The 13,011-nt window shown below is 59.6% G+C and carries 12 protein-coding genes; 6 read left to right on the top strand and 6 right to left on the bottom strand.

Annotated features, from left to right (window positions below):
• Window positions 1-1,449, top strand: coding sequence for an MATE family efflux transporter (locus OGI63_RS06810; RefSeq protein WP_113736391.1), 1,449 nt, complete (start codon window positions 1-3; stop codon window positions 1,447-1,449).
• Here OGI63_RS06810 and OGI63_RS06805 read toward each other — a convergent pair.
• Window positions 1,439-2,233 carry an SDR family NAD(P)-dependent oxidoreductase gene (locus OGI63_RS06805; protein ID WP_041777282.1) on the bottom strand — a complete coding sequence of 265 codons (795 nt, stop codon included), beginning with the start codon at window positions 2,231-2,233 and terminating at the stop codon, window positions 1,439-1,441. The two genes, OGI63_RS06810 and OGI63_RS06805, sit on opposite strands and share 11 nt — an antisense overlap.
• A gap of 242 nt (window positions 2,234-2,475) precedes the next feature.
• On the opposite strand from OGI63_RS06805, the gene OGI63_RS06800 reads away from it, so the two are divergent.
• A complete protein-coding gene (locus tag OGI63_RS06800; RefSeq protein ID WP_041777283.1) occupies window positions 2,476-3,033 on the top strand; it encodes a methylated-DNA--[protein]-cysteine S-methyltransferase in 558 nt (185 codons plus the stop codon).
• Here the strand turns inward: OGI63_RS06800 and OGI63_RS06795 are convergent.
• From OGI63_RS06795 to OGI63_RS06780, 4 genes are all read right to left on the bottom strand, one after another.
• Window positions 3,002-3,532 carry a flavodoxin gene (locus OGI63_RS06795; RefSeq protein WP_231837107.1) on the bottom strand — a complete coding sequence of 177 codons (531 nt, stop codon included), beginning with the start codon at window positions 3,530-3,532 and terminating at the stop codon, window positions 3,002-3,004. The genes OGI63_RS06800 and OGI63_RS06795 overlap by 32 nt on opposite strands.
• Before the next feature lie 52 nt (window positions 3,533-3,584).
• Entirely contained in the window at window positions 3,585-4,790 is a 1,206-nt protein-coding gene (locus OGI63_RS06790; protein WP_003808927.1) for a MalY/PatB family protein, read from the bottom strand.
• A gap of 20 nt (window positions 4,791-4,810) precedes the next feature.
• A complete protein-coding gene (locus OGI63_RS06785) occupies window positions 4,811-5,656 on the bottom strand; it encodes a DUF3737 family protein (RefSeq protein WP_021913604.1) in 846 nt (281 codons plus the stop codon).
• Between the two features lie 182 nt (window positions 5,657-5,838).
• Window positions 5,839-6,354 (bottom strand): NAD(P)H-dependent oxidoreductase, encoded by a 516-nt coding sequence (locus OGI63_RS06780; protein ID WP_011743068.1) that lies wholly within the window; start codon window positions 6,352-6,354, stop codon window positions 5,839-5,841.
• A gap of 238 nt (window positions 6,355-6,592) precedes the next feature.
• Here OGI63_RS06780 and OGI63_RS06775 point away from each other — a divergent pair, with 238 nt between their 5' ends.
• Together OGI63_RS06775 and OGI63_RS06770 are read left to right on the top strand one after the other, a co-directional pair.
• Window positions 6,593-7,369, top strand: a complete 777-nt coding sequence (locus tag OGI63_RS06775) for an AzlC family ABC transporter permease (protein ID WP_003808935.1) — start codon at window positions 6,593-6,595, stop codon at window positions 7,367-7,369.
• Window positions 7,369-7,704, top strand: a complete 336-nt coding sequence (locus OGI63_RS06770) for a branched-chain amino acid transporter permease (RefSeq protein WP_026645783.1) — start codon at window positions 7,369-7,371, stop codon at window positions 7,702-7,704. Before OGI63_RS06775 ends, OGI63_RS06770 begins: the two co-directional genes overlap by 1 nt.
• A 30-nt stretch (window positions 7,705-7,734) precedes the next feature.
• Here OGI63_RS06770 and OGI63_RS06765 read toward each other — a convergent pair whose 3' ends face one another.
• Window positions 7,735-8,964, bottom strand: coding sequence for a glycoside hydrolase family 3 N-terminal domain-containing protein (locus OGI63_RS06765; protein ID WP_035011272.1), 1,230 nt, complete (start codon window positions 8,962-8,964; stop codon window positions 7,735-7,737).
• A 138-nt stretch (window positions 8,965-9,102) separates the two neighbouring features.
• Between OGI63_RS06765 and OGI63_RS06760 the strand changes: the two genes are divergently transcribed.
• Window positions 9,103-12,354, top strand: a complete 3,252-nt coding sequence (locus OGI63_RS06760; protein WP_011743071.1) for a UPF0182 family protein — start codon at window positions 9,103-9,105, stop codon at window positions 12,352-12,354.
• Between the two features lie 94 nt (window positions 12,355-12,448).
• Window positions 12,449-12,973, top strand: a complete 525-nt coding sequence (locus OGI63_RS06755; RefSeq protein ID WP_011743072.1) for a GNAT family N-acetyltransferase — start codon at window positions 12,449-12,451, stop codon at window positions 12,971-12,973.
• The last annotated feature ends 38 nt before the right edge of the window (window positions 12,974-13,011 follow it).

Below are 13,011 nucleotides of genomic sequence, written 5' to 3'. Positions count from 1 at the left end.
ATGGCGATTCCCTCGTTTGGTGCCGCCACTACAATGCCTCCGGAAGAGAACGACGAGCCGGCTGCGGCTGGCGGAGACAAAAACATGGTGCACAACAAGCAGGGCATAGACATGCTGCACGGGCGCATATGGACGAAAGTCCTGCGATTCGCGCTCCCCGTGGCGGCGACCGGCATTCTGGAACAACTCTTCAACGCATCCGGCATCATGATCGTCGGCAACTTCTCCCAATCCGACGGCACCGCCGCGGTCGCGGCCGTCGGCTCCAACGCGCCCGTCACCGGACTCATCCTCAACCTGTTCATCGGCATCGCTCTCGGCGCGAACGTCGTCATCGCCAACGCCATCGGACGAGGCAGCCGCGAAGCGGTGCGCAACGCCGTGCACACGTCCATCGTCACCGCCCTGATCGGCGGCGTGATCGTCGCCATCATCGGAGAATTGCTCGCCGGCCCGCTTCTCGGCATGCTCAACGTGACCGCCGACGTGTTCCCCCTGGCGCTCGCATACCTGCGCATCTACCTCATCGGCATGCCCGTCATCCTGCTATACAATTTCGAAACAGCCATCTTCCGCAGCATCGGCGACACCCAGGCTCCGCTCGCCGTACTCGCCATTTCCGGCGTGCTCAACGTGACCATGGGACTGATTTTCGTCGTATTGTTCCATTGGGGTGTTTCGGGCGTCGCGACGGCCACCGTCATCGCGAACGTCGTCAGCTCCATGATTCTGCTGTATCGACTGGTTCATACTGACGCAGCCATCCATGTTGATTTGCGCGAGTTCGGCATCGACTGGTTCACCCTGCGTCAGATTCTGCGCATCGGACTGCCCGCCGGCGTGCAAAGCGCGGTGTTCGCCGTGGCCAACATCATCATCCAAGCCGCCATCAACAGTCTCGGCACCGTTGTCATGGCCGCCTCCAGCGCCGCGTTCAACATCGAAATCATCGCCTACTACGTGCTCAACTCGTTTAGCCAGGCCTGCGCCACCTTCACCGGGCAAAACTATGGAGCCAAACGGATTGGACGCTGCAAGCGCGTGCTTGGCATCTGCATTCTGGAGGATTTCATCGTCACCGCGGCCACCATCGCCGTCGTGCTGTTCTTCGGCCATAGTCTGCTGGCGTTGTTCGATGCGACACCGGAGGTCATTTCCGTCGGCTACACCAGACTCGTCATGGTGTTCTCCGCCTACACGTTCAGCATGCTATACGAGGTCATGTCCGGATATCTGCGCGGCTTCGGCATCTCACTGGTGCCGGCGCTGCTCACCGTAATCGGCGTGGTCGGCGTGCGCATCACTTGGATCGCGTTCGCGTTCCCCGCGCATCGCACGTTCGAGGCCATTATGATCGTCTACCCGATTAGCCTCGCCGCAACCGCCGTACTCATCGGCATTGCTCTGCTCTGCTACCGTCCGTCCAAGCGATTCGCCGTTAAACCTTGAGCGTGTGCGGCTTGCCGCCGTCCATGAACGCGGCGATTCGCCGGGTCAAAGCGCGGGGAAGAACCCGTTCCGCGAGCGCGCCCGCCTTGGTGAGCGGACCATGGTAGGCGAGGGTTGAGCCGCGCATCATCCTGCGGTAGGCGTACGTGGCAAGCTGACGTGCGGTGGCCGGTTTGGTCATGGTGAAGAAGTTGCGGCCACTCATATTCGCAGCCTTCTGAAAGCCGGTCGTGGTCGGACCGGGACATACGCAGGTCACCGTCACGCCCGTGCCGCGCAATTCGTGGGCCACTGCCTCGGATAGCGAACGCACGAATGCCTTCGACGCGAAATACATCGCCATGTATGGGCCTGCCATCATCGAGGCGACGGACGAAATATTCAAAATCCTGCCATGCCCGTTGGCGCGCATGTCTCGGCCATACCGATACGTCAACTCAGCGAGCGCATGCATGTTGAGCTGCATCATCTCATTTTGCCGGTTCCAGTCGGCGTCGAGAAAATCCGTCCAGTCAGCGAAGCCTGCGTTATTAACGAGATGGTCGACCGCAATACCTTGTGATGTGGTGAAATCATGGAGTTTCTTCGGCGCATTTGCTTCGCTCAGATCTATGGCGAACGTCACCACATGCACGCCAAAACGCTGCTCGAGCTTGGTTTTTACCATGTCAAGCCGTTCCTGGCTGCGGGCGGTGATCACCAGGTCATGTCCGTCCGCTGCGAACAGCGCCGCCAGTTCGCGTCCGATGCCGCCGGACGCTCCCGTGATGAGTGCGTATCCCATGCCAACTCCTTCGTTTTGGTCCTATCTCGCCTATGAATGGCGGATTCGCGGGTCTGCCTGATGCTATCTCCACTATAGATGGCGGATGTTTTTCGACTTATACCCCCTGAGATAGTGTATGGGGGTAAAAAGCGCGGCTTTTCACTTTGCCGTCCGCCATCTATAAGCGAGATAACATGTGTCGAAAGACGAAATCCGCCATCCATAGGCGAGATAGGTGTTTTGTGGAGGGGTGGAGGACAGTGGTGAAAACAAAGTCGCATTACGATTCGCCGCTTGGCGGCATCACGCTGATCGCCGACGAAACGGCATTGCTCGGCCTGTGGTTCGATTGGCAGCCAGGCTATGCGGACGATGATTCCGCGGTTTTGGGTGATTCGCCGACGATTGGCGCCGCGAAACGATGGCTGGACGAATACTTTGCAGGTTGCATACCTCGGACCGAAGTGCCGTTGCTGCTGGAAGGCACGCCATTCCGCAAGGAAGCATGGGCATTGCTGCGGAAAGTGCCATACGGCGAAACGGTTTCATACGGCGGACTCGCACGTCGATTGGAGTTGAAACGTGCGGACGGGCGTAGGGTATCCGCACGCGCCATCGGAGGAGCGGTGCACCGCAATCCGATCGCGCTTATCGTGCCCTGCCATCGGGTCGTCGGCGCTGACGGCAGTCTCACCGGTTATGCGGGAGGCATTGAAACCAAAATCCGTCTGCTCCAACTCGAAGGCGTGCTGAAGCAGACGGAACGGATGGATGTGGATTGCGAATCTATAGACCGGATTTGGCGATCCACCCGCTGACGGCTTCGGCGGTTTTACTTGCGTTGTTCTGTGCGTCGGTCCCCATGACCGCAAGCCCCGGCTTCACCGTCGTCTTGGTGATTGCGGCGATACGTTCCGGAGTCCGTCCAAGCCCGCTGCCGCCGTGCGTGCAGAACGGATAAATGGTCTTTCCGGACCAGTCGCGGCTTTCCAGAAAAGCGTACACGAGCATCGGCATATCGCCGCACCAAATCGGATAGCCGAGGAACACGGTATCGGACGAGTCGAGCGCATCGGTATCGCCGCTGAGCGTGAACGGCAGACGCACGTTGACACGCTGCTCCTCCTGCACCATTTCTGAGGTCGCGGCGTACCGTTCCGGATAAGGCTCGGTACGTGCGATTTCAATCATCGGCGAATCGGTCCGCCGGGCCACCTCTTGGGCAAGCTTCGCGGTATTGCCGACCGTCACCTCGCCCACTTCGTAGTTTTCGCCGGCGCGGGAGAAAAACACCACCACCATGTTGCGTCCTTTCATGGTCCTTGAAGAGGCCGTTGCCGCATCCGTCATGCGTCAGTCCAAGGGTTTATCAGTCCATCTTTGGAAACGATTGTGCTCGATACGCGAGCAGACCGTCGATGAACCGTGCAAGACCCTCGATCATGCGTGCACGCGGACAGGCCACGTTGATACGCACGAAATCATGACCGTTGCCACCATATTCGGAACCCTCGGAGAACATCACCTTATGCTCGCGTTTGAGATAATCGCACAACGCATCCGTGTCATGCGTGATGGCCGAACAGTCGACCCACAACAGGTAGGTGGCATGTCCTTCGACCATGATGATGCGCCGGTCGGCCGGCACCGAAGCGTTGTATTTGTCGAACATCGCACGCGCGGTCGCCTTGTTGCCGGCCAGATAAGCGCGCAGTTCGTTCAGCCACGGTTCGCCCTCGTTGAACGCGGCCAGGGTGGCGTCCATGGCGAAGGCGTTCGGCTCCGCCACCTCATCGGTGTTCAAAGCTCGCCACACCTTATGACGCAGCACCGGATTCGGAATCATCACGGCCGCGGAATTCAGTCCTGCGATGTTGAACGTTTTGGTCGGAGCCATGCAGGTCACCGAATTCATCGCGCAATGCTCGCCCACCGAGGCGAACGGCACGTAATCGAAACCCGGATCGGTCAGATCGCAGTGGATCTCATCGCTGACCACCGTCACATGATGCTTCCAGCACAGTTCGCCGATACGTTCCAAAGTCTCACAATCCCAAATACGGTCGATCGGATTATGCGGGTTGCACAGAATCATCAGCGTGGTCTGCGGGTCGGCGAGTTTCGTTTCGAAATCAGCCCAATCGATCTCGTAATGTCCTTCGCCGTCATAGGCGAGCGGCGATTCAAGCACACGGCAGCCATTGTTGAGAATCGAATTGAAGAAGATGTTGTAGACCGGCGTCATGATCACGACGTTCTCGTTCGGCGTGGTGAGTTTCCTGACCATGCTGGAGATCGCCGGCACCACACCGGTGCAGAACACCAGCGAGTCCGGGTCGATGGCAAGCCCATGACGGCGTCCCCACCAATCCACGTACGCCTGATTCCATTCTGGCGGCACGATCGAATAGCCGAAAACGCCATGCTCGACGCGCCGACGCAACGCCTCGCGGATTACGGGCGCGGTCTGGAAATCCATATCCGCCACCCACATGGGCAGCGCGTCGCCAGCCTCCTCCCATTTGAGCGAGTACGTGCCGGAACGGTCGATCGGAGTATCGAAATCGTAAGTCATACCGCCAATCCTACCTACTGTTATGCGGCGTCGGCTGTCACGATCGTCGTGGCCGTCGGATCGATTTTCGCCGGATCGAGCGTCAGCTCGTTGATATGGTCGGCGCGAATCGTGCCGGACGAAGGATTGAACACGCTGTCGATCGTGCCGCGCACGTCGGCATCGACGGAGGAATATTCGAACGCGAGCGTCGTATTGACGAGCCGGCAGTCACGCAACACCAGATGGTCCACGTAGCACAGGCCCTGCAGGCTTTCGATCGTGCAATGCTCGAACGTCACGTTACGCGAGTTCCACGCCAGATACTCGCCGGAAATGAACGAATCGCGCACCGTCACGTTCTCACAGTTCCAGAAACAATCCTTCGAAATCAGACGGGAATTGGAAATCTCCACGTTCCTTGCGCCATCGAACGGATAATTGCCCACCAAACGTAGGTTGTCGGCTTTCACATCCGCGCAATTCATCGCCAGATAGTCGCCATGCGCGCTCACATTGTCCAACGTCACGCCGGAACAGGCCCACAATGTCTCCTCGGCGTTGACAAAATCCACGTTGCGTAACGTCACGTCATGGCAGCGGCGGAAATTCTTCGGCGCCTCGATCGTTGAATCCTCCACCGTGATATGGTCCGTGTACCATACGCCCGCACGTGCCATCTCAAACCACGTGCAGTCCTTCGCATCGATATCCGAGCAATACCACAGCGGATACTTCCATTTGAACGAGCTCGACCTCAGTTCGATGTCATGGGCATGCTTCAACGGCGATTCGCCATCGTCGAAAATCGTATCGACGTACCGGCGGTCATGCGCGAAGAACTCCGCGCGCTCGCCGGTGAGGAACGCCTGGCGGGTTTCGGACATGTCCTGCTCCGCAGCGGATGTAAATGTATCTGGAGTGTTATTCACCGTATGCTCCTTCATGCTCTGTTGGAAGAGAATAGGAACTTCAAGTACTTGAAGTCAAACAGGGAGCCACGTTCGTCTGGAGCGAACACGGCTCCCTGCGGAAAATCGGGAAATGCGCGCCGAAACAGGCAGAGGAATCAGCCGATCAGCGCTGCCGGATACTTCGCCGCGGCGGCGTCGATCTGCTCATCGGTGGACGTGGCGACGCCTTGGATGAGGAACGGCTTCAGATATGTGGCATGCGTATGACGGAACGTGGTCTCGAACGGGGAAAGCAGCTCCTCCATGGTGCGCACATGGCTGCCTTCACGCGTGTAGGAGTCCGCCGGAGAGCCGGTGGACACGGCCAACATGAACTCCTTGCCTTCGAGCGCCCGCCCGCCGCCGTAGGCCCAGCCGGCCTTGATCACGTCATCCTCCCACTGCTTGAGCAGCGCGGGGGAGCTGTACCAGTAGAACGGGAACTGCAGCACGATGCGGTCATGCGTTTCGATGAGCTCCTGCTCATGTTCGACGTTGATTTTGAAGTCGGGATATGCGGCGTACTCGTCCATCACGGTCACGTCGCCGGTCTCGTTGGCCGCGTCCATGAGCTTGCGGTTGACCTGCGACTTCTCCAGATGCGGGTGGAACACCAGAACCAGTGTCTTCATTCATGCTCCTTGTCCAAAGGTTTTTTGTTACGTTCCAGTATGCAGCATGATAATCTCGCCGCGCTTGCTTTGTACGTAATCCGTCGATGTCCACGCGCCGATACGGTTGCGCATGTTTTGTCGGGGTCGGCGATAGTATGTTGGCCGTCGTTGTGGCGCGTCGGGGTATATCAGGGCGCGGCAAGAGAAGGCATGAGAAGAGAAGCATGGGAACGGACGGAAGAAGGGCTGATATTTAATGGTGCGGACGCAGAACAGGAATGCTGTCATGGGCAAGGCGTTCAGAACGGCGTTGCCGCGGACGTCGCCGGTCTGCATCAGCTTCTTCCTTCTGGCGTTGTCGTACGGCGTGCTGATGGGCACGCGCGGCTTTTCGTTCCTGTGGCCCATGTGCATGAGCGCGTTCATCTTCACCGGTTCCATGGAATTCGTCACCGTGAATCTGCTGGTGTCCGCGTTCAACCCGTTCGTCACGTTCATGCTGGCCGTCATGCTCGGCACCCGTCATCTGTTCTACGGCATCTCCATGCTCGGCCGGTTCAAGAACATGGGCGCCAAGAAGCCGTATCTCATTTTCTCGTTGTGCGACGAGACCTTCGCCATCGACAACGGCACCATCATTGCGGCCGACGTCGATCGCGGATGGTTCTACTTCTTCGTCGGCCTGCTCAACCAGTCATCATGGGTGGCCGGCGCCACGCTTGGCGGCCTTCTCGGAGAACGCATCACCTTCAACACCTCCGGTCTCGACTTCATCATGACCGCCATGTTCGCCGTCATTTTCGTGGATCAATGGCTGACCACGAAACGCAAAAGCCACATGGCCGCGCTTACCGGCATAGCGGTGCCCGCGATCTGTCTGGGGGTGTTCGGCGCCGACAATTTCATGATCCCATCCCTGGTCGCCATGCTCGTCATGTTCATTCTGCTGCGGCCATACCTGGACGACCTGAAGATCGACAAGACGGACGGGGAGAACGAAACGAACAACGCGGACAAGGAGACGAACGCATGATGATCATGACCACGTGGCAAGGCGTCATCACCATCATCATGGCGATGCTCGGCACCATGCTGACACGTTTCCTGCCGTTCCTGCTGTTCCCCGAATCGAAGGAACCGCCGCGTTTCATCACCTACCTGGGCACCGTCCTGCCGTATGCCATGACAGGCCTGCTCGTCGTGTACTCGCTCAAAGGAGTGCACCTGACGTCAGGCAGCCACGGCATTCCCGAATTGTTGGCGATTATCGCAATCGCCCTGCTGCACATATGGAAAAGGAACATGCTGCTGTCGATCGCCGGCGGCACCGCCGTCTATATGCTGCTGGTACAGCTGGTTTTCTCGTAAGACGGCTTCCGCCTGTGCTTGGCATTGCGATTACCTGGCGAGCCCCATCTCGTATTTGAGCGTCATCACACGAATGGCGGATTGCTGCACCTTCCGCGCGAACGTCGCATCGCCGGCCGCTTTGGCGTTCAATCCGTCCAACACCGGCTGCACGTAGGAAGAGGCGCCGATACATGCCAAATCGCCGCCGGCTTCGACCAGCCGCACACCCAAATCACTCGGCTGCACGCCACTCAAAGCCGTTGCGGACAGGGAATCGGAAGTGACGACGCCTTGGAAGCCGATTTTCCCGCGCAGATAGCCGGTGACCAGCGTTGATGAGAACACGGCCGGATTATTCGGATCGATCGCCTGATATGTGGCCAAAGACATCATCACCATCGAAGGGCTTGCCTCCAACGTGCCGTTGAACGCGCTGATTTCCGGACCATCCAACGTGGTGGTGGTGTCGAGGATGCCGTTCGCGGTGAAATCGGTATTGCCGGTCACCGATCCCAAACCCGGATAATGTTTGATGGCGCTGCCTACCCCCGAATCGGACATGCCCTGTATGAACGCCTTCGCATGGTCCGCATTGCCGGCCGGATCAAGACCGAAATCACGGTACAGCGCGCCAATCGGGGCGTTCGACGAACGGTCCACGGTCACCGTGCCGACGACGGGCGCCAGATCGACATTGATGCCCGCAGCCTTGAGCTGCGTGCCCCATGCGGATGCCGATTGCCTCAACTGGCTGACATCCATTGCGCCCTGCTGGGTGGCCGAAGGCATGGTATCAAACCCGGCCCCCTTGAGATGCTGGACCAGACCACCCTCCTGATCGGTGGACATCAACAGCTGGTTGTCGCCCGGAGCATACGATTGCAGCGTGGATGTGGCGGCCGCGACCCCGGCGATCCCCGAAGTCCAGTTGCCGATGATCAAAACCGAACCAACATGCCTGTTCGCAATGAGGTCATACAACGATGACGGATCGGAACCAGCGAACAATGGTGCCATAACCAGCTGCCCGACCCGTTCCTCGACACTCATGGACTCCACGGCCCGCACCGCCTTGGCATGCGGCGAATCGTCGCGGACGGACGGCACTTGCGCCTTGTCGAGGGAATCATGCGTGACCGTCGGCCGGCGAGTGGAAAAAGCTGCGGTGGCGGCGTCCGATGGGGAAGCGTCGCCGGAACATGCGGCCAACGTGACCGGCAGCATCGCCACGCAGCAGGCAGCCACCAATCGTGTGAAAAACCCATGAGCCTTCTTCATACCGCCATTATGGCATGCCGGCATTCCCCATATGTTCCCTTCATACGAACATGCCACGGAACAGCCGATTCAGCCCACGGCCAGATCCGTTCGGCTGGCGGCTTAACGGCGTTCCTCGCCTGTCGCTAGGCTATTAGCATGTCTTTCTTTGATATGTTTGGTCCCATGTTCGATCCCGAAGGCGGCTCGAACCGTGCCGGCAGGCAGAATCCGCGCAAACCCAGCAACGACGATCCGATCATCCTCAACGTCGAAACCGACGGAGGGGACGGTCCGCAACCATCGTCGAACGTTCCCCCGAAACGACCTTCGGGCCCCCGCATCACCAGCAAGCCGAACCGTCCGCGCAAACCGTCGAACGGCAGCAAGATCTTCATCGGCGTGGTGCTGGCGCTCGCCATCGTCATCGGACTGTTCTTCGCGCTCGCGCAGTTCGTCACCGATGTCATGTGGTACAGCCAGCTCGGCTTCCAAAGCGTGATTTGGACGCAGCTGGGCACCAGGGTCGGCCTCTGGCTGGCGTACGCGGTGCTTATCGCCGCAGTCGGCTTCATCTCCGCCACGCTGGCGATATGGGCGCGTCCCGACGCTGCGGACGGCTCCACCATCCGCGTGAACGGCGACACCATCGAAATCGGCAAGAGCGTGAGCTCCAAGAGCGCTCGACGCATCGCCGTGGTCATCTCCCTGATTGTCGGACTGGTGTTCGGCTCCCAGTTCAACGCGAACTGGTCCGAAATCCTGCTCATGTTCAACTCGCAAAGCTTCGGCACCAAGGATCCGCAGTTCGGCATCGACAACGGCTTCTACGTGTTCGTGCTGCCCGGACTGAAACTCATCATGTCCGCTGTCTCGCTGTTGCTGCTCGCTGGCATCATCTTCTCCATCGTCACCCACGTGCTTATGGGCGGCATCCGCATCACCATGCCGGTGAACGGCCATGGCCTGTTCCGCATCACCAAACGCGCCCGCCGCCAGATCGGCATCTGGCTGATGCTCAACATGTTCGCCTGGGCCGCCAATCAGGTTCTGGGAGTGTTCTCGCACCTGACCGAGGAAGGCAGCAGAATCACCGGTGCCACCTACACCACGGTGAACGCCACCATCCCCGTCACGTTCATCATGGCCGCCATCACCGCCATCCTTGGCGTGATACTGGGCCTGTGGATTATGAAATCCCATACGTTGGAAGGTTCCGCACCCATCGCGGCACGTGCTTCCGAAGCGCTCAAGGCGTGGAAGGTGCCGACCGTGGCCATCGCCTCCGCCATCGTGGTGAGCCTGGTGCTTACCGTGGCCTGGCCGGTGCTGCTGCAGCGCTTCCGCGTCAATCCGAACGCGCAGGAAATGGAATCCACCTATATCCAGCGCAACATCGACGCCACCCGCGCCGCGTACGGCTTGGACAAGGTGAAGGCCGAACAGTACAAGGCCACCACCGAAGGCGAGGAAGGCGCATTGGCTGATTCCGCGGAATCCACCGCTCAGATCCGCCTGCTCGACCCGCAGATTATCTCCCCGACGTTCAAACAGCTGCAGCAGTCCAAGCAGTACTACACGTTCGCCGACACCGTCGCGGTCGACAAATACGACGTCGACGGCGTCAGCCAGGACACGGTGATCGCCGCGCGCGAACTCGATCTGGACGGTCTCGACAACCGCAACTGGGTCAACGACCACACCGTGTACACGCACGGCTATGGCGTTGTGGCCGCCTACGGCAACAAGGTGACCGCCGACGGCCAGCCGAAGTTCTTCGAAGCGGGCATCCCCACCCAAGGCAAGCTCACCGATTCCGAAAAGTACGAGCCGCGCATCTACTTCTCTCCGAACGCCACCGAATATTCGATCGTAGGCGCTCCGGAAGGCACCAAATCCTGGGAATTCGACTATCCGACCGGTTCGGAAGGCGCCACCAACACCTTCAAGGGCGATGGCGGTCCGAAGATCGGCAACATCTTCTCCAGACTGCTGTACGCCATCCGCTTCGGCTCCGACCAGATCCTGTTCTCCAACCGTGTGAACTCCAATTCGCAGATTCTCTACGACCGTTCCCCGAAGGAACGTGTGGCCAAAGTCGCGCCGTATCTGACGCTTGACGGCCGCGTATACCCGGCCGTGGTGGACGGACGGGTCAAGTGGATCGTGGACGGCTACACCACTTCGGACGCCTACCCATACTCTCAGATGACCGACTTGGGCGAGGCCACCAAGGACTCCACCACGGAATCCTCCGACACGGTAAGCAGCCTGAACTCGAAGAACGCCAACTACATCCGCAATTCCGTGAAAGCCACCGTGGACGCATACGACGGTTCCGTGGACCTGTATGTATGGGACCAGTCCGACCCGGTCGTCAAAGCCTGGGAGAAGATCTTCCCCGGCCAGTACCACCAGCTGTCGGAAATCTCCGGCGACCTGATGAGCCACATGCGTTATCCGGAAAGCCTGTTCAAGGTGCAGCGCGAACTGCTGGCCAAATACCACGTGTCCAGCGCCAACCAGTTCTTCTCCGGAGAGGATTTCTGGCAGACCCCCGTCGACCCGACCGAATCGCAGCAGGCGCAACAGCGAGACATCCTGCAGCCGCCGTACTATCTGACGCTGCAGACCGGCGGCTCCAGCGAACCGGTGTTCTCGCTGACCTCGTCGTACATTCCCGCAGGCTCGTCCACCAGGGAAATCCTGACCGGCTTCCTGTCGGTCGATTCCGACGCGGGCCACGAGAAAGGCAAAATCGGCTCGAGCTACGGCACCATACGATTGCAGGAACTGCCGAAGGATTCCAACGTGCCGGGCCCCGGCCAGGCGCAGAACAACTTCAACGCGTCCGCCGACGTGTCGAAGGAACTCAACCTGCTCGAATCCGGCTCGACCAATGTGCAGCGCGGCAACCTGCTCACCCTGCCTCTCGGCGGAGGCCTGGTCTACGTGCAGCCGGTGTACGTCAAATCGTCCGGCTCCACCAGCTTCCCGCTGCTGAAGAAGGTGCTCGTCGCATTCGGCGACCAGGTCGGCTTCGCCGACACGCTGGACGAGGCTCTCGACCAGGTGTTCGGCGGCGATTCCGGCGCGTCCGCAGGCGACGCCGAAAACGTGGGCGACACCACCGATGACAAGCAGGATGCTAAGAACGACGATTCCGCCGATGGCAAGACCAACACTGACGGCAAGCAGGACACGCCATCCAATACCGACGGTAAGACCGGCGGCAATAATGGCGATTCGTCCGGCACGATGAGCGCCGACCTGAAGAAGGCACTCGACGATGCCGCACAGGCCATGAAGGATTCCGATGCCGCCATGAAGAAGGGCGATTGGTCCGCCTACGGCGACGCTCAGAAGCAGCTTCAGGAAGCACTGAACAAGGCCATCGAACTCGAACAGTGATTCCCGTCCGATTCCCTTCATGAAATACGCAGGGGCCGGCTCCTTCCAAAGGAACCGGCCCCTGTTGTCGTTCGCCGCCGGGTATGCTGGGCGCATGGCCGACTATTCTTTCCGCATCGCGACGCAAGACGATATCCAAGCGATCACCGACATCTACAACGCGGCAGTCATCCGCGGCGGCTCGTCCGCCGACACCACGCCACGTACCTACGCGCAACGCAAGGCATGGGTGGAATCGCACCACGATCCATATGCGGTGTTCGTCACCACCGTGCCTGCCACGGATGCAGCCACGGAAGGCGGCGAACGGATCATCGGCTTCTCCGCGCTGTCCGTGTTCTACGACCGCGCCGGCTACGACGGCGTCACCGACCTCGCCTACTACATCGCCCCCGAATGGCAGGGCAGGGGAGCGGGCACCTTCACACTGGCCAGACTGCTTGACGAATGCCGAAACCGCCACATGCGCAAAGCCTGCGGCATCATCTTCGCCGACAACCGCGGATCCATCGCACTGATGAAACATTTCGGATTCACCCAATTCGGACTCATGCCCCAAGCCGCCACCGACTCCACCGGAACCATGCGCGACATGAGCTACTGGCATCTCGACCTGTAAGCACCTGACAGTAGAATCTGTGCGGTTAAACAAGACGA

It is taken from the genome of Bifidobacterium sp. KRGSERBCFTRI, assembly GCF_025908335.1.
Note: the sequence above shows the minus strand (reverse complement) of the source record. Positions and strands in the feature narration are given on the sequence as shown.